Below are 21438 nucleotides of genomic sequence, written 5' to 3'. Positions count from 1 at the left end.
TCGACAACTTCAGAATCGCCTTCAAGGGCAAAAAGCACCCTTTTGTCGATTCCTCCAGTTGTTGTCGGAGCTAAACGAGCGTTCTCCGCATTTCTAATTGTCTAGCTGCGAACGCTAGCTCCTCGACAACTTCAGAATCGCCTTCAAGGGCAAAAAGCACCCTTTTGTCGATTCCTCCAGTTGTTGTCGGAGCTAAACGAGCGTTCTCCGCATTTCTAATTGTCTAGCTGCGAACGCTAGCTCTTTCGGACACTTCGACTTCCTCCTGCGCGTGTAAACACGCTAGTCAGAAGTCTCCAGTGCCGTCAAGAGCTGGGCGAGCGTTCTCCGCATTTCTATTGTCCAGCTTCGGCGGCTAGGCTCTCGCGTCACTTCGATTCCTCCGACGAAGGCAAAAAGCGCCTTCTTGTCGGAATCTCCAGTGCGTGTCGAGCCTGAGCGAGCCGCCTTCGCTTTTCTATAAAGATACGATGTTGTGTCTTTCGTAGGCGAAGTCTAATAGTAGGGATTTTAATACTTCATTGTTTTCGTGTATTTCTAGTTGGAACTGTTTTCGTACTGCTCGTTCTCGGCGGGCTTCATGAAGTAATAGTTCCATTACGGCATTTTGAATGTTTGATTGTTTCATTTTTCTCCCTAAACCTAGATGGATAAAGCCATGATGTTCTCTAGGGAACGCGTTGTTTAGCTCGCGTTCGTTTTGGGCGGCTGTAATACAAGGTATTCCGACAGAGGCCACTTTGTATGGCGTATAATTGGCATTACATATTACGATATCTGCCTCTGGAAGTAATTTTTCAAGGGCTTGTTCATCTTTTAAAAGTTTCGTGTTTCGACGACTAAGTACCATCATTTGTAAATCTTCTATTGAATGTTTATATTGAGAATCAATGGCAATTGTTATTTTTAAAGGTATTTGTAGTTGTGTTAGATGTCTAAGGGTGCGATAAGTTAAGTTGTTTTCATCTCCATCTTCATAAGCAACGACAATATGTGGTGGGTCGGATAGTTCGTTTGATACTCTAGAATCTGCTATAGATTTTAATGTGTCTTTTACTGCAAATGCATAGGTTCCTCCTAGTATATTTCGAGCTGTATTTTCTCGAACTTCTTCAAATAGAGCGTGAATATTGCCATCAGCTAATTCACCACCCTCGCCAAAGTCGTCAAAATGAACGAGGGTCTTACAGAATGGTCGAATTTGTTCAACCTGTTCAACAATTGTATCTTTACCATCTTGAACGATTAAATCTGGTCCAAGATTACGTAATTGAGTTTTTAATTCATCCAATTGGTCAAAGAGAATCGGAGAAAGTTGTAGATCTGTAAAAATTTCTATTGCTTCTTGTCCACATTGCTTTAAAAAAATATAAACTTCCTCTTCATCTTTTAATAGTTTTGCTAAAATTGCAGTTCTTTCCAGTGGATAATATCCTTTTACTACATTGAACTCAACAACAAAAGCAATTTTCTTTTTTGAAGTGGTAGTCACTAATTCATTTTGCATGTAATCCCATCCTTTCCCAACTATTAATTAAATTATGGTGAAAAAGAAGAAAGTATGTGTGAAAATTATCAATATAGAATTTTGTTTAATAGAAATATAGATTTTTAAGTGTATGCATTGGCATGTGAAAAAATGAAAGGTAGGGGATATAGTGTGAGAATGCGTTCTGCGATTGTAGTAGGGGCTACAGGTCTTGTGGGCACGGAACTTGTAAAACTCCTTTGTGAAAGTGATGAATATATCTCTATCACAGCAATTACCCGTAGAAAACTTGAATATGAACATCCAAAATTAACAATTAAAATACGTTCTTTTGATGAACTTGGTGAACAGGATTTTGATTTTGCCCATGATTTATACTGCTGTCTAGGGACAACAATGAAAAAAGCTGGTTCACGTCATGAATTTGAGAAAGTAGATTTTGAATATCCTTTACAGATTGCATCACTTGCGAAAAAAAAGGGAGTTATGCATTTCATTGTAATTTCCGCTATGAGTGCAAATGAGAAATCTTCTATTTACTATAGCCGAGTGAAAGGGAAGTTAGAGCAAGAATTAATAAAGTTGGATTTATCCCAGCTTTCTATTGTAAGACCTTCACTTTTAGTCGGGGATCGTAATGAATTCCGTTTTGGAGAAAAAATGGGCGAATATTCTTTAAAAGTATTAAATCCACTTCTCATTGGTCCACTGAAAAATTTCCGTTCAATTGAAGCTAAACAAGTAGCTCAAGCAATGATCGTAATTGCATTGCATGGCAAAAAAATACCGGTATCGATATATGAATCATCGGAACTGGCAAAATTAGAAATGCCTACAAAAGTACAAGAGGATGAAGAACCGATTTCGAGGGAGCAATTATTCAATTGGGATAAATTTAAGGAAGAAGAACCGTTACCTTTAGATGAAGAAGTTGTGTTTGATAAGTCCAAACTAAGGGATATTAAAGTAGACAACGATTTAAAATGAAAAATTTGAATGAAAGAATTCCCTCCGCAAATACTATATTTAGTAAAATGAAGAATTTAGTTTCAATAGTCGACCAAATCGTTATAGTTAGCTGTATCACCAATACAAGGCTAACCTTAAGTTCTTGTCGAAAGGAGATGTAATGATAATGGAATTAACCCTTTTTGTTATTGCAGCAGTTGTAGTGCTAGGTATTTTATCGCAATGGATTGCTTGGCGTTTCCGACTTCCCGCCATTGTCATTATGTCTTTAGTAGGTTTAATTGTTGGTCCCTTTCTAAACATTTTTAACCCTCATGAAAGTTTTGGTGGAGTTTTTAATCCATTAATTTCTCTTGCTGTCGCAATCATTTTATTTGAAGGAAGTTTGAGTTTGGATATACGAGAAATTAGAGGTTTCCGCCGTTCAATCTTTCGTATTTCTACAATAGGTGCATTTATTGCATGGATTACTGGCTCCTTTGCTGCTCACTATCTTGCAGGACTTTCACTAGATGTTGCTTTTGTAATTGGTGGATTATTTATCGTTACAGGGCCAACTGTTATTCTCCCGTTATTAAGACAATCCAAATTGAAAGAGCGACCAGCAGCTATATTAAAATGGGAAGGTATTGTTGTAGACCCTTTTGGAGCATTACTAGCACTTTTTGCATTGCAAATTGTTTTTTGGATTAATGAATTTATCTCTGGTACTTCACTTATATTATTCTTCGGTGCATCTTTACTCGCAGCATTAATAGGGGCAATTGCCGGATACTTATTAGGTAGATTATTAGAACTTGGTTATATACCAGAATATCTAAAATCTCCTGCAGTTTTAAGTAGTGTTCTTTTGGTGTTTGTTTTATCGGACATGATTATGCATGAAACTGGACTACTTGCAGTGACTGCAATGGGAATTGTCATGGCCAATATGCACCTAACCTCTATTCGCGACTTAATTCACTTTAAAGAAAATATATCTGTTTTGTTAATTTCAAGTGTTTTCATTATGTTAACGGCTTCTCTTTCAATTGAAACACTTCTTGAAATTCTGAATTGGCGCATGTTTATATTTGTCCTTGCCATGATGTTTATCGTTCGACCGTTATCCATTTGGGTTTCTACGATTGGTGTTGGATTATCCATTCAGGAGAGAACATTAATTGGCTGGATTGCGCCACGAGGAATTGTTGCTCTAACTGTGTCTGGTTATTTTGCAGGTGTTTTAACCGATTCTGGCTTTGAGGATGGAGATATTATTACAGCGTTAACACTTGCCCTTGTTTTTGCCACAGTTTTAGCACATGGGTTTTCTATTAGCTGGCTTGCCCGAAAACTTGGATTGCAAGCAACGGAAGAAGCAGGGGTAATGATTGTTGGAGGAACGGAATTTAGCGCGGTTCTTGCGGAAGCACTCCAATCCTTTAATAAACCAGTAATAGTAATCGATCGTTCATGGGGAGCTTTAAACCCTACAAGACAAAGGGGTATAAAAACAGAAGTAGGAGATATTTTAAGCGAACATACTGAATACCATGTCGACTTAACACCCTATGAATTCTTAATTGCAGCAACAGAGGAAGATGCTTACAACGCCTTGATTTGCCAACGCTTTGTTCCAGAATTAGGGAGAGAACATATATTTCAAACACCCATTCACATGGGAGATCCAAGTGATTATAGTAAATCATTAGGTGGAAAGATGTTTCTTGAACAGAAATATGATATTCATACATTAAATAGACACGTTGAAGAAGGCTTTATGATTCGAAAAACAACATTAACTGAACAATATACATTTGAAGATTTTCTACAAGATGATATTCATAAAACAATACCTTTATTTGCTGTAGGAAAGGATAATAATTTAATTTTTTCTGTCATAGGTGCTAAACGTAATTTTGAGCAAGGAACAACGATTGTCAGCTTAACTTCTCCAACTCGGAAGATTGAAAAAGCATTGGAAAAAGCAAATAATACCGAAAATATATCAAAGGAATAGAATGAAAGACAGCCCTTCGCAAATACTAAAATGCGTAAGGGCTTTAATTATTTGTGACATAAAAGTTTGGAGTTGTAAGGAGATGTAATGATGTTAGAATCGACACTTATCCAGATTACTGCAGTTGCAATGTTAGGTATTCTTTCACAATGGATTGCGTGGCGTTTTCGACTTCCTGCGATTGTCATTATGTCTCTTGTAGGTTTACTAGTTGGTCCTTTTTTTAATATTCTTCATCCACAAGAAAGCTTTGGAGAGGTTTTTCATCCATTAATCTCTCTAGCAGTGGCAATTGTTCTATTTGAAGGTAGTTTAAGTTTAGATATTCGTGAAATGAAAGATTCCAGAAAGGCTATTTTTCGAATTTCGACGATAGGATCTTTTATCGCGTGGATTGCTGGCTCTTTAACAGCTCATTTTATTGCCGGAATTTCTTTAGATGTTGCTTTTATCGTTGGTGGTCTATTTATTGTTACTGGGCCAACCGTCATTATCCCTTTGCTACGACATGCGAAGTTAAAAGAACGGCCAGCTACCATTTTAAAGTGGGAAGGTTTGGTTGTGGAGCCATTTGGTGCATTATTGGCCCTCTTTGCATTAGAAGTCGTGTTTTGGTTAAATGATTTAATTTCAAGTACAGCTCTCTTTGTATTTTTTGGAGCATCTGTTTTATCAGTCGTTATAGGAATCGTAGTAGGATTTTTGCTAGTGAAGTTAATTGAACATGGATACATCCCTGAATATTTAAAATCACCTGTTGTTTTAGTAAGTGTATTACTGGTATTTGTGTTATCTGAAGAGATTATGCATGAGACAGGATTGCTAGCTGTTACGGCAATGGGGATTGTCATGGCTAATATGCATTTAACTTCTTTAAAGGATTTAATTCATTTTAAAGAAAATATCTCTGTTGTATTGATTTCTAGCGTGTTTATCATGTTAACTTCATCATTAACCATAAGTACAGTGATGGATGTCTTTAATTGGAAGATGCTTGCGTTCGTTTTAGTGATGTTATTTATTGTAAGACCTGTTTCAGTATGGCTTGCTACGATTGGTGTGGATTTACCAAAGAAAGAAAAACTGTTTATTGGATGGATTTCACCTCGGGGAATTGTTGCTTTAACAGTATCCGGTTTTTTTACAAGTAGATTAAGTAAAGCAGGGTTTGCTGATGCGGAAATTATTACTGCTTTAACGTTAGCACTTATTTTTGCAACAGTTATTGCCCATGGATTTTCGATTGGTTGGATTGCTAAAAAGTTTGGATTATGCGCAACAGATGAAACAGGTGTCTTAATTGTTGGAGGGAGTGCATTTTCGGCAATTTTAGGAGAGGCAATACAGTCTTTCAATAAGCCTGTACTCATATTAGATCGTTCATATGGTGCATTATATCGTGCTAGGCAGTTAGGATTAAAAACAGAAGTAGGGGATATTTTAAGTGAATATACAAAATATCGTATTGAATTAACTCCCTATGAAATTTTAATCGCTGCTACGGATGAGGATGCATATAATGCATTGATATGTCATCACTTTGTTCCTGAATTAGGGAGGGAACAAATTTTTCAAACCGCCATTCATACGGATGATCCAAGCGATTTTAGTAAGTCAATTGGTGGAAAGAAATTATTTCACCCGGAATATGATATTCATACATTAAATCGTTTTGTTGAAGAGGGGTACATGATTAGAAAAACCCCTTTAACGGAACAATATACTTATACCGATTTTTTACAAGATGATGCACATAAGATGATACCATTATTTGCAGTGAATGAAGATAACGATTTAATCTTTATTATTCATTCAAAAAATTACACTTTTGAACCTGGTACAACAATAATTAGTTTAACTTCTCCTTCACATAAAATGGAGAAAGCCCTTGAAAAAGCGAGTAATGTTGAAATTCCGACTAAAGACTGAAATTTTATTTTTTCAAAACTCGTTCCCTATTCGACATTTGTCGCATCTGTTACAATAACGGATGGAAATAGAAAAGGTGGAGGATAGACATAATGAAAATATTACTCGTAGACGGTACGGTATTCGGTGCAAAAACCGGAGCGCTTTTGCGACAAGTTCAACAATATATTAAAGAATATAATAGCGAATTAGAGCTTGAAATATTATATTTTTCAGATTTAAAACACCAAATTTTAGATGGTAGCCCACTAAATGAAGATATGCAAATGATGATTGATAAATTTGAAAAAGCAGATGGATATATTATTGCAACACCAATCTATCAAGCATCCATTCCAGGCGTTTTAAAAAATGCATTTGACATGATTAGCCCAAAAGCAATGCGATATAAACCAGTATCTATGGTTGCAAATGGTGGAACATATCAACATCATTTAGTTGTAGAAAATCAATTACGTCCGATATTAGATTATTTTAGATGTTTAGTAACACCAAATTACGTATATACCCATGCATCTCATTTTGATGCAGACAATAATATCGTTGATGATGAAATTAAAAATCGTCTCCGCGAACTTGCACGTGTATTCGTACAATATTGCAAACTTAGTCAATTATTACCGAAAGAACCGGTGGATAATCATTAATGTAAAAAGACTTCTCGAGTGGGGAAGTCTTTTTTGCTAGGATTACAAGAGCAAACTCTTCCTAAGGGTGATCCCAAAAAATGAGCAGGTTAAATATAACCCACTCATTTTACAAGTTCTTCTTCTTTAGGTGTCACTAGAGCAAATCGTTCCCATTTTCGACTTTTCCATCTAAATAGTACGATGATTGCACGAGTCCATTCATCGGCAGCAATGGCTAGCCAAACACCAACCAAACCGAGATCAAGTACAAATACGAGTAAGTAGCCTAATGGTAGACTCATACAAACCATTGATAGAAAGCCAATTTTCACTGGGAAACGGGCATCACCTGCAGCACGTAATGTATTAATAATTGTAATATTAAAGGTTCTTCCTGTTTCAAGTAGCAAACTTAATAATAGAACAGAAGCTCCTATTTTGATGACTTCAGGATTATCGGTAAACAGTTTCATTAAGGATTCCCTGAAAATTGTAACAACTAATGCGATGGTTACAGTAAAAATAAGAGCTGCTTTCACACTAAACCATAACTGTTTATATGCTGCATCTTTCTCTCCTGCGCCAACAAAACGTCCTACAATAATTGCTGTCCCCATCCCAATTGCTATAGCAAACAAATAAGTAAACATAGAAATATTATTTGCATATTGTCGAGCAGCAAGGGATTCGGCTCCAAGATATGTTACATAATATAAGAAAACAATCTGACATACTTGATATAATATTTGCTCTAAAGCACTTGGCAAGCCGATATAAAGAATTTTACGAACATATTCCTTTGATAGAGTAAAATAATATTTTATCTCTACATTTACCTCTAAAGCCTGATATAAAAGCCAGAAGAAAACAAACATCGCTATTAAACGGCTCACAATAGATGATATAGCAGCACCTTGTACACCAAGTTCTGGCGCACCAAAATTACCGAAGATTAAAATATAGTTCCCAACAACGTGAAGTACATTCATTCCGAGGGAAACATACATGGTTTGTTTCGTCCAACCGTGAACGCGAATAATTGCTGCTAAAGAGTTGATAATGGCTTGTAGGAAGATTCCACCGCCAACAATAATTAAATAACTTTGTGCATAGTGCAATACATCGCCTTGTAGATTCATCATGACCATTAACTGATTGGATGACAAAATAAAAATGACCGACATAAAAAGTCCGACACAGAGATTTAATGTTATTGCTAAAGCCGATATTTTAGCTGCTTCTAAATAACGGCGGGAGCCTAGATATTGGGAAACAACAATGGCAGCCCCATTTCCCACCACTTCTAATATGAGAATAGCAATATGGATATATTGATTAGCTGTACCTACACCAGATACGGCATTATCGGATACGGCACTCAACATAAAAGTATCGGCTAGTCCCATTAACATAAATAAAAAAACCTCTAGGAATATCGGCCAAGTTAAATGGAATAAACTTAGCTTCTCCTTAGGGTGTTGAATTTTATCACTCATGATGTTCCTCTTCCTTCTATTTACAATAAGAAATTATATTATCATAGTAATAGATATTTGTCTTATAGAATAATTGAAAAATCAGGATGAAACTTCCAAATTAAATTTTCGTTATGACAATGAAGGGAGATTTGTATGACATTATTTTTTCTTATAGGATTAATTTTTATTGCATTGATTTTATTTTTTAGAACATCACTTTTTTATTTAGTTAGTGAGAATAGTAGGTTTGTACGTTCATTACAAAATGCTAAGTGGTTTCAAAATGTATGGCTAGCTGGATTGTTTTTATTTTTAATAAATACAATCTTGTTTGGTTTTACGGGTTTGGTACTGTATATACTAACGTTATTTACCTTTCCATATATTCATTTTATTGTAATGATTTTTGCAGTAGTTGTGAGTATATTGTTTTGGATGGTTGTAAATAAAGCTTGTAGAGAAAATCGATTAAAAATAGCTGCAATTGGAAGTAGCTTTTATCTTCTGTTAACATTAATTATTCTGTATTTTTATGTTAATATTGAGCCTTTTTATCCTGGAGAAGACACTTTTATGCGAGCATTGGGGTTATCACTAGCAATGATGGTTACTTTTGTTGCGTGGATTAGTTGCTTTGTAATTACAGGATTGTCGAATAAAACTCAAGTATAATTCAAAAGGTGGGGCAGAAAATAAATAGAAACGTTTAGAAGAGAAGGGGATTAATAAATGGGAATAGGTTGGAACTTTGATAATAGTTATGCTCGGTTGCCGAATGACTTTTATGCTGAAATAGAATTAAATCCTGTTCGTGCACCAAAGCTAGTAAAGCTAAATAAATCCCTTGCAAAAGATCTTGGGTTGGATGTTGAAGAATTACAAAGTGATAAAGCAATCGCAATCTTAGCTGGAAATACTGCTCCGGAAGGCTCAAAACCAATTGCACAAGCCTATGCAGGACATCAATTTGGGCATTTTACAATGTTAGGAGATGGTCGAGCGGTACTTCTTGGCGAACAAATTACACCAAAAGAAGAGCGCTTTGATATCCAACTAAAAGGCTCAGGTCGTACCCCTTTTTCTCGTGGAGGGGATGGCCGTGCTGCACTTGGACCAATGTTGCGCGAATACATTATAAGTGAAGCGATGCATGCATTAGGGATCCCAACAACTCGAAGTTTAGCTGTAGTAACTACGGGTGAGAGCATTATCCGAGAAACTGAGCTTCCAGGGGCAGTTTTAACACGAGTAGCCTCAAGTCATCTTCGTGTAGGGACGTTCCAATATGCCGCAAACATGGGGTCATTTGAAAATTTAGAAGTATTGGCTCATTATGCGATTATTCGTCATTACGAGTTTATTCCAAACAGTGAAACTCGTTATTTGCGGTTATTAGAGGAAGTCATTAAACGCCAAGCAGATTTAATCGCAAAATGGCAGCTCGTTGGATTTATCCATGGTGTGATGAACACGGATAACATGACCATTAGTGGAGAAACGATTGATTATGGACCTTGTGCATTTATGGATACGTATGATCCGAAAACTGTATTTAGTTCCATTGATCGTCATGGACGTTATGCTTATGAAAATCAACCTGTTATTGGTGGTTGGAACTTAGCACGATTTGCCGAATCACTCATCCCATTAATTCATGAAGATCCGGAACAAGGAATAGAACTTGCACAAAATGAAATATCTAAATATATGCCGTTATATGAAGAAAGCTATCAAGAAGGTATGCGATCAAAACTAGGATTATTTAATGAAGAAGAACAGGATAAAGAATTAATCAATGAATTATTAGACCTTATGCATAAACATCGCGCGGACTATACCAATACTTTCCGTGGGTTAACAATAGGGGATATGACAGATACACCTTTATCAAACAAGGAAGAGTTTAAAAATTGGCTTGAAAAGTGGCAAGCAAGACTTTCTAGACAAGAACAAACAAAAGATGAAGTTAGACAATTAATGGAAAGTTGGAATCCAGTAGTCATTCCACGTAATCACCGTGTTGAAGAAGCGTTAGAAGCTGCTGTTAATGGGGATTATAGTGTAATGGAAAAGCTGTTGAAAGTACTTGCGAATCCATACGACTATACTTCGGAACTGACTAAGGAATATTGTTCATTGCCAGCACCATCGAACTTACCATATCGAACTTTTTGTGGAACATAAATACTTTTGTATGAACTTTTAATTAAATGGCTATACAAGATGTTGTCGTTCAAAAATAGATTAAAGGAGAAGAACTAATGGAAAAAATACAAGTAGGCGAAATTTTTACAATTACAGATGAAAACGATGAGGAGTTAGAAGTAGAGGTCCTTGCCGGAATTAATATAGAGGGAACAGATTATGTTGCCGTGGGCTTTGTTGAAGATTTACAAGAAGAAACAGAAGAAGATATAGATGTATTCTTCCTAAAACTTGATGATGATGGTGATTTCAGCGCAATTGATAGTGACGAAGAATTTGAAAAAGTTTCAAATGCCTTTGATGAGATTATGGAAGAAGAGGAATAAGGTAGAATGTAAAGCCCTGTCTGAAATGGATAGGGCTTTTTATTTAATATAGGAAAACGCCCATAAATCTTAAAATATCGCCCATAAACAGGCTAAAACCGCCCTTAAACTTTGAAAATCCGCTCATATATCAAACAAACTGCAAAAAAGCGCCTCCCATCCACTATAAGGAGACGCTTTTTTAGCCAAGTGCCACATCTAAAATCATCATAATCGTAAAACCGACCATCAAACTCATTACGGCTAAATCTTTATTGCCCTCTTCCTGAGAACTTGGGATAACTTCTTCCGCTACAACGAAAATCATGGCTCCTGCCGCAAAAGCTAATGCAAAGGGTAGAAGCGGCTCAATAAATGCAACAGCTAAAAATCCAATTATTGCTGAAATCGGTTCAACCATTCCTGAAAACTGTCCAAAGATAAAGCTTTTTTTCCGAGAATATCCGTCCCTGAGTAGTGGCATTGAGACAGCTGCACCTTCCGGAATATTTTGAATGCCTATACCAATTGCTAACGCTAATGCACCAGCAAGAGATGCAGATGGAGAGCCAATAGCAAAAGCACCAAAGGAAACCCCAATGGCTAAACCTTCTGGAATGTTATGTAATGTTATGGCTAATACGAGTAATGTACTTCGTTTTCTCTCTTTAGGTCGTATGCCTTCTGCTGAATTCATAGGTGCATTCGGATGAAGATGAGGAAGTAATTTATCCACCGCAAAAAGAAAAGCTCCACCCATTAAAAATCCTACAGCTACTTGAGCCCATGACGGAATTTTTCCGCCTTCAGCCATTTCCAGAGCAGGAGATAACAGAGACCAGAAGCTCGCTGCTATCATTACCCCTCCAGCAAAACCTAACATCGCATCTAAATACTTTTGATTAAATGTTTTAGTAGTAAAGACTAAAGCAGCTCCAAGTGCAGTCATTCCCCAAGTGAAAAGTGTGGCAATAATAACTTGATAAATGGGCTTAAGCTCTAATACAAAATCAAGCATTGAATCCACCCTTTAAAATTTTATTTTATACAGAATATAAAGCTTTAGTAAGAATATGTCAAAGTGTAATGAAATTCATTACTTTAACAATATTGTTTATACTAACTTCGAAGGCGGTGAGTTAGTGAACCGAATCTCCACAAAGATAACCATATGTTTTTATATCGTAGTTTTCTTTATAGAGATAATTCTGATGTTTTATTTATATCAAAATATACTTCATACAAGGTTGCAGGAAGAATTCGATCGGCTAATGGTAAATGGAAAAAATTATCGTGATGTTCTAGTAGAAAATTACTCGCAACTAACGATTCATCATATTGTCATGATGGAGAAAAATGAAAATCGAAATGTCATCATTACAGATAAAGATGGAAATATTATTGATCATTCGGAACATATCAAATTGCTAGAAGATAAACTTTCCATAGTAAATAACCAAAAAATTGATATGGACAAGATTATTATTAACGAATGGAAAGACTCTCCTTATATTGCAAGTGCACATCCATATGATATTGATGAAAATACTGATGGATATGTTGTAATGTTTCAAAGTACTAAAGATTTACTACAAATGGTTAAGGGTATGAATTTACATTTTGCCATCGCAGGAGTTACGAGTTTAATTGTTCTTTTAATTGTCTATACAATTTTATCGAAAATCATAACTAAGCCATTTATTCGTATAAAAGATGCACAGATAACCGATGGAGACTAGAGGTGCTATTTAAAATAAAATAGCATCTCTTTTCATTTATTATGGCCAAAAATCGAAACGCATGCATAGAAAGACATCAATAGCAAATGCTTAAATAAAGAAATATGTTCAAGGAGGATAACAATGAATTTTAAAATATGGCTACTTTCTATTTCCTTTGTTTCTGCACTATTCCTATCAGCATGTTCAACAAATGATACGACTAAAGATGATGAAAACGGTGCAGAAGTAACAAATAACATGGCAGATACGGATAAACAAGTTGGTGAGGAAGAACATGAAAGTGAGAATACGGATAATTTTAATAAAACAGGTTTAGTTGTACCACAAAAATTAAAGGAAAGTGAGGATCCTAAATATCCAGTTGGAAGTAAAGCATTTGTTCATGCTAGCCATACGTCTGGAATGGAAGGAGCAGAAGCAACGATTAAAGCCGCTTACGACACAATTGTTTATTCTGTATCGTATACTCCAACAAACGGTGATGAGTTTGAGGAAAATCATAAATGGTTTGTTGAAGGAGAAATTACTGGAATTGATGAGGAAGAGTTAGATGTAGGTTCAGAAGTAATTATTGATGCTGATCATATGCCAGGGATGAAAGGTGCACAAGGAACAATTGATACCGTAGAAGAAACTACAGTATATGTTGTCGATTATACAAATTCCCTTGGAGAAACAGTTGAAAATCACTTATGGTTAAAAGAAAGCGAATTAGTACCTGAATTAGAAGATGTTAAATAATTTAATTTATCCAACTAGTTTTTTAAGCTAGTTGGATTTTTTTATTAGCTAGTATTTGCGAAATTTTTCTATAATCTAACGTGAGACCATATTGGTGCTAAAAAAATACCCTTTGAAATTGTTGAAATAGTCTGATAAAATCGAGTAACACTGAATTTCGATGTTGATCGATTCAGCGACTATTTTATAAAAGAGGGAAAAATCATGAAATACTCTGACAAAATTTTAAACACTCCATCATCATTCATTCGAAATATACTAAAGGTGACAGATGCACCTGACGTCATTTCGTTTGCAGGAGGTTTACCAAATCCAATTTCTTTCCCGATTGATGAAATGCAAAAATCGATTAATCACGCAATTGAAGAAAATGGTGCAAAATTATTCCAATATTCTACTACTGAAGGGTACTTACCTTTACGTCAATATATCGCAACAAAATATAACAAAAGCTTCGGGCTAGATATCGCTCCAGAAGATATTTTAATTACAACGGGTTCACAGCAAGCACTGGAATTAATTTCAAAGGTACTCCTTAATAAAGGAGATGGTGTTGTAATGGAGGAACCAGGTTATTTAGGTGCCATTCAAGCCTTCACTTTATCAGAACCAACCTTCTACACAGTTCAATTAGAAGATGACGGATTAAATGTTGAGCAATTAAGACACACATTAGAATCAAACCCAAACATTAAATTTATTTATGTGGTTCCTAACTTCCATAACCCAACAGGTATTACATATTCAAAGGAAAAAAGAGAAGCAATTTACAATGTTGTAAAGGACTTTGATGTGGTGCTAATTGAAGACGATCCATACGGTGAGTTACGTTGGAGCGGAGAAAAGTTACCATATATCGGTGCAGGTCGCTTAGAAAACTCTGTGGTCCTTGGTTCATTTTCTAAAATTGTTACACCTGGTATGCGACTTGGATTTGTTATCACAAAAAATAAAGAATTAATGCATCATATTAACACAGCAAAACAAGCAACAGATTTACACACAAATATCTTTTCGCAAATTGTTGTCCATGATTATTTAGTAAATAATGATTTAGATGCACATGTTGCGAAAATTATTAAATTATACCAAGAACAAGCGAATACAATGCTAAATGCAATGGCAAAATACTTCCCGTCATCAATCAAATATACAAAACCTGAGGGCGGTATGTTCATTTGGGTAACATTAGAAGAAGGAACATCGGCATTAGATTTCTTTAACAAAGCAATGGAAGAAAAAGTTGCTTTTGTGCCTGGTGATCCATTCTACACTGGAAAATCAAATGTAAACACTTTACGTTTAAACTATACAAATTCATCACCAGAAATTATCGAAGAAGGCATTAAACGACTTGGGAAAATCTTATATGCCATTTCTTCTGAAAAACAAACAGTATAAATTTAATTTGCAGGCATCGTCTATTGAAGGCGATGCCTATTTTTTATGGAAAAAATACGAAACCTTTTGATTAAAAAACCTACTAATGAGAGAAAGGGGGATATTTATTTGTGGAAATGGCTTGGAATTCTTTTTAGCATCATTATGATTATAACGGGTTGTCAACAAGACCCCATGAAGCAAATCCTTACAGAAACTCACACTGAGATTGATTGGGTGGATTTTATCAAATGGGATGGAGAAGAATACTTAGGTGTTCATACGGGAGTACTTTCAAATGAATCATTTGTAGATGTAAAAATTGGTGAAGTGCAATTTAAAGTAGCAGATAATGTGTCCAATCCATCCTATCGATTAAAGGATGGGGATGCGGCTTTTCATGAACCAGGTACAGAACTTTTCTCCATTAAGGGTGAAAAGAAATTAATGGCAGTGAAGTCTCCTTATTCAATTAATGGCTATCAGCTTTACTACTTAAATGATGGGGAAGGCTATAAATGGAATTTTAAAGATTTGCCATTAGAGTTAGTGAATAAAGTTGAAATTTACTTGGATAATACTCTTGTTAATGAAGTAGATGATATTAAATCGTTTTTAGAGATATTGAGAAAGAGTACACTACAGTCTTCTTTTCAACCTAATACAAACTACCAAGATCCAATCTTTTATGAAATTGTGTTTTATGCTGAGGGACCAGTAGCGTATCAATATACGTTGTTCTTTGATGGAGAAACATATTATTGGCACCCATGGGATACGGAGATGTTATCGGATGAAATAGGTGCGTTTCTAAAATGAGAGGGGAGCTATAAGATGAGGACTAAATTATTATTAATAGTAAGTGTACTGTTTTTCTTAATAGGTTGTACAGAGAAAGAAAAAGAGATTACGTTACCTGATGGAATTCCTGATTTTGTTAAAGAAAGTGATTTTAGTTCCATCGATTGGGAGAAAAAGGCCGTTCCCTTTGGAGATAGAGGGATTGTAGGCAATGAAAACAAATCAGGAGTAATTGGGGCAGAAATGCCAAGCTTAAATGGTCAAAAATGGATGTGGCATTTATGGGATGTAGACAATCTAGGGGAGTTAACAGTTGTTGGGTATCATCGAGAAAGTAATAAAGTCCAACAAATCTTAACAACAGGTTGGTCAACACAACTTGGTGGAGAAAATAATGGAGCAGATGCACATGCCCCATCTTCAGTAAAAATACCAGAAAAAGGTGAGTGGGCGATCTTGCTTTATGTGGATGAACAACTTTTCGATATATTGGTGTTTGATATACAAGAATAAGCTGGGGCAAATAACCCCAGCCTTTATATTGAATAATAAAGAGTTAATTGAGTTTAATGCTGTAATGCTACAGTTAACTGATTCCTCAGTTTGATGCGTCTGCGATTACTTTACTCGACGCAGATAAAAACCTTGTCTCTAAACCCGTGAGAGACAAGGTTTATTTTTACTCCTGCGCTAAGTGGTTGCTCGTCGCAGAAAAGATAAAATAAAAGCTAATCGAATTTGAGACCTTTTAAGGCTTCAGCAAGAGCATTATTTACAGTTTTGTGCGTCTGCGATTACTCGACGCAGAAAAGATAGAATTTAGTTATCAAATTTCAGACCCTTTAAGGCTTCAGCAAGAGCATTATTTACAGGTTCTTCTTGTTTTTGCTGCTTCAAGTATTTTTGTACGGTGCGTTTGTCTACTTTGCCGCCGCCTTCTTTTTTGCGTCTTGCTTCGAAGGCAGATAGTTTTTCACGGTAGCCACATTTACATACGAAAATTTGACCTTCGCCTTCACCTCGAAGCTCAAGTTTTTTCTTACATTGAGGACAACGGGCATTCGTGATGCGTGAGACATTTTTACGATGTCCACATTCTCGATCTTGGCAAACGAGCATTTTTCCTTTTTTCCCGTTCACTTCAAGCATTGGTTTTCCACAATCCGGGCAAGATTTTGTGGAAATGTTGTCGTGCTTATATTTTTTATCGCTCGATTTAATTTCTGAAACAATTTCCTTTGTATAGTTTTTCATTTCAGAAATGAACGTTTCTTTTTTCAGTTTCCCTTTTGCGATTTGTTCCAGCTTCATTTCCCATTCCGCCGTTAGAGCAGGGGACTTCAATTCTTCTGGTACTAAGTCTAATAATTGTCGTCCTTTCGATGTGATATAAATTTCTTTTCCACCGCGTTTTTCAATTAAGAAAGAGTTGAATAGTTTATCAATAATATCAGCACGAGTTGCTACTGTACCTAAGCCACCTGTAGATTTTAAAGTTTCCGCTAGTTGCTTGTTGTTCGTTTCCATAAATTTTGTTGGATTTTCCATAGCCGATAACAACGTAGCTTCTGTAAATCGAGCAGGAGGTTTTGTTTGGCCTGATGTTTGTGCAATTAGTTTAATGTTTAATGTTTGCCCTTTTTCAATGCGCGGTAGAATTTGTTCCTTTAAATCATCACTTGCATCATCATCTTCATAACGATTTTCGTAAACTTCTCTCCAACCACTAGATAAAATCGTTTTTCCACGAGCAATGAACGTCTCGTTCTCAATTTTTGCACGTAATGTTAATTGTTCATATTCAAAAGCAGGGAACAGTACCGCTAAGAAACGTTTTACAACTAAGTCATAAATTTTACGTTCTTTATCAGAAAAGCTTGAGTAGTTTACATAGCCTTCTGTTGGGATAATTGCGTGATGATCACTTACTTTGCTATCGTCAACAAAGGATTTATTCGCTTTAATCGGTTTTGTTAAAATCTTGTTTGCCAATTGACGATATTCACCAATACCACATGCTTTTAGTCGTTCTGGAATTGTAGAAACGATATCACTTGAAAGGAATCGGGAATCTGTACGTGGATACGTTAACACTTTATGTTGTTCGTATAACTTTTGCATAATGTTTAATGTTTCTTTTGCAGAGTAGCCAAATAGTTTATTGGCATCACGTTGTAACTCTGTTAAATCGTATAATCCTGGTGAAAATGACTTTTTCGCTTTTCGTTCAATTTCGTTCACGATTGCATTTTGACGACCAAGTTTATTCACGATTTTATCGATTTTTTCTTTATTAAAGCTTCGTGTATTCCCATTTTCATCTTGCCAAGTAAGTTTTAAGTTGTCAGTTGTTTGTGCTTCAATTCCGTAATAAGATTGAGGTTTAAAATTTTTTATTTCATCTTCTCGTGCAGCGATGATTGCTACTGTCGGAGTTTGTACACGACCACAGTTTAACTGTGCATTAAAACGTGTTGTTAAAGCACGTGTTGCATTGAGACCGATATACCAATCAGCTTCAGAACGTGCAACTGCGGAAGCATATAAGTGTTCGTAATTTTTCCCGGGTTTTAAATTTTTAAAACCATCTTTGATAGCCTTATCTGTTACCGATGATATCCATAAGCGTTTAATAGGTTTACGTACTTTAGATTTTTCAATAATCCAGCGTGCAACAAGCTCACCTTCACGACCTGCATCTGTTGCAATGATAATTTCATTCACATCTCCACGAAGTAATTGAGATTTCACCGCATTAAATTGCTTACCCGATTGTTTAATAACGGTTAATTTCAAACGTTCCGGTAACATGGGTAAGTCTTCGAGGTTCCAAGTTTTATATTTCACATCGTAACTTTCAGGGTCTGCTAATGTAACTAAGTGACCTAATGCCCAAGTAACGATATATTGATCGCCTTCTAGAAAGCCGTTTCCTTTTTTCGTACATTTTAAAACTCGAGCGATATCTCTAGCTACAGATGGTTTTTCAGCTAAAACTAAGCTTTTTGCCATAATAAACATCCTTTCTCATATCCATACGATTAAATATAGCACACGTTTAATATAGATTCAGTTTATTCCTAATGATGGGAGAACTTTTTAAAATACTATCAATAATTTAATGATATTTTGGAATACTGATTATGTTCTTATTTAGCTACTTCTATGGGAAAATTACCATAACCTTTAAGTATATTCCTTTTATATTGTTTCAATATCTAAATTTTGAACATTTTATTAAGCCATTGTAAATGTAGTGTAAATGTTATGTTTCAAGTTTGTAAGCTTATTTACATTATTTTTGTGTTTATGAATAATAGGGTTCGAGACAATCGAAAGGGTGAAAAATACAAGATGGATTGGCAATCGATGTTATTTGAATTCCTAGGGGGATTAGGATTATTCCTCTTTGCAATAAAATATATGGGGGATGGCTTACAAAAAGCTGCAGGTGATAGACTTCGGGAGCTTATAGATAGATTTACGACAAATCCTTTAATGGGGGTTCTTGTCGGCATTGTTGTTACGGTTTTAATTCAATCAAGTTCAGGTACCACGGTTATTGTAGTGGGGCTAGTAAGTGCAGGATTTATGACACTACGCCAAGCGATAGGTGTTATTATGGGGGCCAATATTGGTACTACGGTAACAGCATTTATCATTGGATTAGACGTAGGTGCTTATTCCTATCCAATAATGATGTTAGGTGCAATTTTACTATTTTTCTTTAAGAAAAGTTCAATTCAAAATATAGGACAAATTGTTTTTGGCTTTGCAGGACTGTTTATCGGTTTAGAAATGATGGGCGATGGGATGAAACCATTACGCGAATGGGATGCATTTATCGACTTGACTGTAAGTTTTAGTGATCATCCTATACTAGGAGTAGTTGCAGGTACGATTTTCACAGTAATCGTTCAATCCTCATCAGCAACGGTCGGGATTTTACAAGAATTATATGCAGGTCAACTGATAGAATTAGATGGTGCTTTGCCGGTATTATTTGGAGACAATATTGGGACAACGATAACAGCAATACTAGCGGCATTAGCAGCATCTGTAACAGCTCGTCGTGCAGCGGCAGCACACGTTATTTTTAACTTAATCGGGTCAATTATATTCTTACTCATATTACCACTGTTTGTAAATTACGTTGAGTGGATAAGTGGAATATTGAATATAGAAGAACGTATGCAAATTGCTTTTGCCCACGGTACATTTAACGTAATTAACACGTTAATACAACTTCCTTTCGTAGGGGTGATTGCGTATATCGTTACAAAAATTGTACCAGGTGAAGATCGAGCAATTGAGTTTGGTGCTAAACATTTAGATAAATCGTTAATTGAACAATCTCCATCAATCGCTTTAGGACAAGCAAAACAGGAAATTGTTCGTATGGGTGAATTTGCGGTAAATGGTTTACAAGAATCAATGAATTTTTTACTAACAAGCGATACAAAACATGTGGGGATGACGGTTCAGTTGGAAGATGCAATTAACAACTTAGACCGAGTAACGACAGAATATTTAGTTCAATTATCAAAAGAAGCATTATCGAGAATTGATTCAAGATTACATCACTCTTTATTGGAAAACATTCGTGATATTGAACGAATTGGAGATCATTTCGAAAACTTGGTAGAGTTAATTCAAGCTCGTGAATCGAATCGTGTAAAATTTAGTGATGAAGCAATGGCTGAGTTGAAAGAAATGTACGAGTTAGTACTTGATACAGTAAGTGAAGCAATTTTAGCTTTAGATAAACAGAGCAAAGACTTTGCAAGAGAAGTATTAAGTAAAGAAGATCGAATTGATGAACTAGAGCGGGTATTACGTAAACGTCATATTTACCGTTTAAACAAAGGAGAATGTTCTGGTTCAGCAGGGATACTTTATGCGGATATCATTAGTAATTTAGAACGTATTGGTGACCATGCAGTAAATATTGCAGAGTCCATAATAGATGAAAATCCATATCTGACTACGTAACAGGTTAGGGCTGTCCTTTTTAGGGCAGCTTTTTTAATGCTCCGAACAAAATAAATTGAAAATTCAAAACAAAATTGTTGTAAAAAATAAGTAAAATATTTACTATAAATGTAAAACTTTTTTGAAATGGGGTGATTTGGTTGAATAGGATTAACTTACTTAATGGAAACGATTTTAATATTGAAGAACGTAAACGTGCCATTCAAAGACGAGAAGCAAGTGATGCATACAAAAAGAATACAACTTATACCCAAAAAACAAATCCGTTGCTTCAAGCTTTAGAACAGTTGCTGTCTGGAAATAAAGAGAAAGAATTAAATGACGAACATTTGCTTTCTTTAATTGAAGAAGAGCTAAATGATTTTAACACAGTAAGTACTGATAATATGGATAGTCATGATGAGCAATCAAATCTTGAAGTAAATGATGTAATTGTTCAAAATGACCTAAATGCTTATAATGAAATCCAACAAACCAGATCACAAATCACGTCAACGAATGAAGATAGCGATTCTTTCGAAATTGACCGATTTAATTTCCGCACATTTGATACATTTGCCCTTCGTGGGAAGTCAAGTGATCGATATGGTAGAAACCTTGAAATCATACCTTTTGATAAAACATACAATATTGCAATAACGAAGTATAATCATCATATGCTAATGGTCAAAAATGGATATACGTTTAATCAACCAAAATATTCACTGACTGCCTAAAATGACTCCTTGTTCCAACAAGGAGTTTTAATTTTAAAAATCTTACAGGTTTACTATGAT

18 protein-coding genes are annotated in these 21438 nt (G+C 35.5%); 14 read left to right on the top strand and 4 right to left on the bottom strand.

The genetic code is table 11. The features are described from left to right. Window positions 1-457: 457 nt before the first annotated feature. Window positions 458-1507, bottom strand: a complete 1050-nt coding sequence (locus D8M03_RS12345) for a PseG/SpsG family protein (protein ID WP_121215092.1) — start codon at window positions 1505-1507, stop codon at window positions 458-460. 159 nt (window positions 1508-1666) lie between these two features. Here D8M03_RS12345 and D8M03_RS12340 point away from each other — a divergent pair, with 159 nt between their 5' ends. The 4 genes from D8M03_RS12340 to D8M03_RS12325 all read left to right on the top strand — a co-directional run bounded on the left by D8M03_RS12340 (window position 1667) and on the right by D8M03_RS12325 (window position 7036). Next, on the top strand, window positions 1667-2476 hold the full coding sequence (locus D8M03_RS12340) for an NAD-dependent epimerase/dehydratase family protein (RefSeq protein ID WP_121215090.1): 810 nt from the start codon (window positions 1667-1669) through the stop codon (window positions 2474-2476). Between the two features lie 148 nt (window positions 2477-2624). Next, the gene (locus tag D8M03_RS12335) at window positions 2625-4460 is read left to right on the top strand and encodes a cation:proton antiporter (protein WP_245987581.1); all 1836 of its coding nucleotides are present in this window, start codon (window positions 2625-2627) and stop codon (window positions 4458-4460) included. A 90-nt stretch (window positions 4461-4550) separates the two neighbouring features. Continuing rightward, window positions 4551-6389: a cation:proton antiporter gene (locus D8M03_RS12330; protein WP_121215089.1), complete on the top strand. Its 1839-nt coding sequence runs from the start codon at window positions 4551-4553 to the stop codon at window positions 6387-6389. 92 nt (window positions 6390-6481) lie between these two features. Then, window positions 6482-7036, top strand: coding sequence for an NADPH-dependent FMN reductase (locus tag D8M03_RS12325; RefSeq protein WP_121215088.1), 555 nt, complete (start codon window positions 6482-6484; stop codon window positions 7034-7036). Window positions 7037-7140: 104 nt separating this feature from the next. On the opposite strand, the gene D8M03_RS12320 is transcribed toward D8M03_RS12325, so the two are convergent. Then, complete coding sequence (locus tag D8M03_RS12320) at window positions 7141-8514, bottom strand: MATE family efflux transporter (RefSeq protein WP_121215086.1); 1374 nt, start codon at window positions 8512-8514, stop codon at window positions 7141-7143. A 135-nt stretch (window positions 8515-8649) separates the two neighbouring features. Between D8M03_RS12320 and D8M03_RS12315 the strand changes: the two genes are divergently transcribed. The 3 genes from D8M03_RS12315 to D8M03_RS12305 all read left to right on the top strand — a co-directional run bounded on the left by D8M03_RS12315 (window position 8650) and on the right by D8M03_RS12305 (window position 11027). Continuing rightward, the gene (locus D8M03_RS12315) at window positions 8650-9168 is read left to right on the top strand and encodes a hypothetical protein (RefSeq protein WP_121215085.1); all 519 of its coding nucleotides are present in this window, start codon (window positions 8650-8652) and stop codon (window positions 9166-9168) included. Window positions 9169-9225: 57 nt separating this feature from the next. After that, window positions 9226-10680, top strand: coding sequence for a protein adenylyltransferase SelO (locus D8M03_RS12310; protein WP_121215083.1), 1455 nt, complete (start codon window positions 9226-9228; stop codon window positions 10678-10680). 77 nt (window positions 10681-10757) lie between these two features. Beyond that, on the top strand, window positions 10758-11027 hold the full coding sequence (locus D8M03_RS12305) for a DUF1292 domain-containing protein (RefSeq protein WP_121215082.1): 270 nt from the start codon (window positions 10758-10760) through the stop codon (window positions 11025-11027). Between the two features lie 181 nt (window positions 11028-11208). Here D8M03_RS12305 and D8M03_RS12300 read toward each other — a convergent pair whose 3' ends face one another. Then, window positions 11209-12024 carry a ZIP family metal transporter gene (locus tag D8M03_RS12300; RefSeq protein ID WP_121215081.1) on the bottom strand — a complete coding sequence of 272 codons (816 nt, stop codon included), beginning with the start codon at window positions 12022-12024 and terminating at the stop codon, window positions 11209-11211. 193 nt (window positions 12025-12217) lie between these two features. Between D8M03_RS12300 and D8M03_RS12295 the strand changes: the two genes are divergently transcribed. The 5 genes from D8M03_RS12295 (at window position 12218) to D8M03_RS12275 (ending at window position 16183) form a co-directional block, all read left to right on the top strand. Then, entirely contained in the window at window positions 12218-12745 is a 528-nt protein-coding gene (locus D8M03_RS12295) for a hypothetical protein (protein WP_147404821.1), read from the top strand. A gap of 123 nt (window positions 12746-12868) precedes the next feature. Then, window positions 12869-13489, top strand: a complete 621-nt coding sequence (locus D8M03_RS12290) for a YdhK family protein (RefSeq protein WP_121215079.1) — start codon at window positions 12869-12871, stop codon at window positions 13487-13489. Between the two features lie 204 nt (window positions 13490-13693). After that, window positions 13694-14890 carry an aminotransferase-like domain-containing protein gene (locus D8M03_RS12285; protein ID WP_121215077.1) on the top strand — a complete coding sequence of 399 codons (1197 nt, stop codon included), beginning with the start codon at window positions 13694-13696 and terminating at the stop codon, window positions 14888-14890. 108 nt (window positions 14891-14998) lie between these two features. Next, window positions 14999-15688 (top strand): hypothetical protein, encoded by a 690-nt coding sequence (locus tag D8M03_RS12280; protein ID WP_121215075.1) that lies wholly within the window; start codon window positions 14999-15001, stop codon window positions 15686-15688. A gap of 15 nt (window positions 15689-15703) precedes the next feature. Beyond that, window positions 15704-16183, top strand: a complete 480-nt coding sequence (locus D8M03_RS12275; protein WP_121215074.1) for a hypothetical protein — start codon at window positions 15704-15706, stop codon at window positions 16181-16183. Window positions 16184-16489: 306 nt separating this feature from the next. Here D8M03_RS12275 and D8M03_RS12270 read toward each other — a convergent pair whose 3' ends face one another. Beyond that, window positions 16490-18682 carry a DNA topoisomerase III gene (locus D8M03_RS12270; protein ID WP_121215073.1) on the bottom strand — a complete coding sequence of 731 codons (2193 nt, stop codon included), beginning with the start codon at window positions 18680-18682 and terminating at the stop codon, window positions 16490-16492. A gap of 342 nt (window positions 18683-19024) precedes the next feature. Between D8M03_RS12270 and D8M03_RS12265 the strand changes: the two genes are divergently transcribed. Together D8M03_RS12265 and D8M03_RS12260 are read left to right on the top strand one after the other, a co-directional pair. After that, a complete protein-coding gene (locus tag D8M03_RS12265; RefSeq protein ID WP_245987578.1) occupies window positions 19025-20662 on the top strand; it encodes a Na/Pi cotransporter family protein in 1638 nt (545 codons plus the stop codon). A gap of 140 nt (window positions 20663-20802) precedes the next feature. Next, window positions 20803-21378 (top strand): hypothetical protein, encoded by a 576-nt coding sequence (locus D8M03_RS12260; protein WP_121215072.1) that lies wholly within the window; start codon window positions 20803-20805, stop codon window positions 21376-21378. Window positions 21379-21438: the final 60 nt, after the last annotated feature.

Source organism: Ureibacillus endophyticus, assembly GCF_003628435.1.
GTDB lineage: Bacteria > Bacillota > Bacilli > Bacillales_A > Planococcaceae > Ureibacillus > Ureibacillus endophyticus.
This window is presented reverse-complemented; position numbering and strand designations above follow the sequence as displayed.

Bases quoted from the DNA above. Each gene is read 5' to 3' on its own strand.
- D8M03_RS12270 (WP_121215073.1), bottom strand. From the start codon at position 18,682: ATGGCAAAAAGCTTAGTTTTAGCTGAAAAACCATCTGTAGCTAGAGAT.
- D8M03_RS12340 (WP_121215090.1), top strand. From the start codon at position 1,667: ATGCGTTCTGCGATTGTAGTAGGGGCTACAGGTCTTGTGGGCACGGAA.
- D8M03_RS12310 (WP_121215083.1), top strand. From the start codon at position 9,226: ATGGGAATAGGTTGGAACTTTGATAATAGTTATGCTCGGTTGCCGAAT.
- D8M03_RS12315 (WP_121215085.1), top strand. From the start codon at position 8,650: ATGACATTATTTTTTCTTATAGGATTAATTTTTATTGCATTGATTTTA.
- D8M03_RS12335 (WP_245987581.1), top strand. From the start codon at position 2,625: ATGGAATTAACCCTTTTTGTTATTGCAGCAGTTGTAGTGCTAGGTATT.
- D8M03_RS12320 (WP_121215086.1), bottom strand. From the start codon at position 8,514: ATGAGTGATAAAATTCAACACCCTAAGGAGAAGCTAAGTTTATTCCAT.
- D8M03_RS12285 (WP_121215077.1), top strand. From the start codon at position 13,694: ATGAAATACTCTGACAAAATTTTAAACACTCCATCATCATTCATTCGA.
- D8M03_RS12325 (WP_121215088.1), top strand. From the start codon at position 6,482: ATGAAAATATTACTCGTAGACGGTACGGTATTCGGTGCAAAAACCGGA.
- D8M03_RS12265 (WP_245987578.1), top strand. From the start codon at position 19,025: ATGGATTGGCAATCGATGTTATTTGAATTCCTAGGGGGATTAGGATTA.
- D8M03_RS12330 (WP_121215089.1), top strand. From the start codon at position 4,551: ATGTTAGAATCGACACTTATCCAGATTACTGCAGTTGCAATGTTAGGT.
- D8M03_RS12275 (WP_121215074.1), top strand. From the start codon at position 15,704: ATGAGGACTAAATTATTATTAATAGTAAGTGTACTGTTTTTCTTAATA.
- D8M03_RS12300 (WP_121215081.1), bottom strand. From the start codon at position 12,024: ATGCTTGATTTTGTATTAGAGCTTAAGCCCATTTATCAAGTTATTATT.
- D8M03_RS12345 (WP_121215092.1), bottom strand. From the start codon at position 1,507: ATGCAAAATGAATTAGTGACTACCACTTCAAAAAAGAAAATTGCTTTT.
- D8M03_RS12305 (WP_121215082.1), top strand. From the start codon at position 10,758: ATGGAAAAAATACAAGTAGGCGAAATTTTTACAATTACAGATGAAAAC.
- D8M03_RS12295 (WP_147404821.1), top strand. From the start codon at position 12,218: ATGTTTTATTTATATCAAAATATACTTCATACAAGGTTGCAGGAAGAA.
- D8M03_RS12290 (WP_121215079.1), top strand. From the start codon at position 12,869: ATGAATTTTAAAATATGGCTACTTTCTATTTCCTTTGTTTCTGCACTA.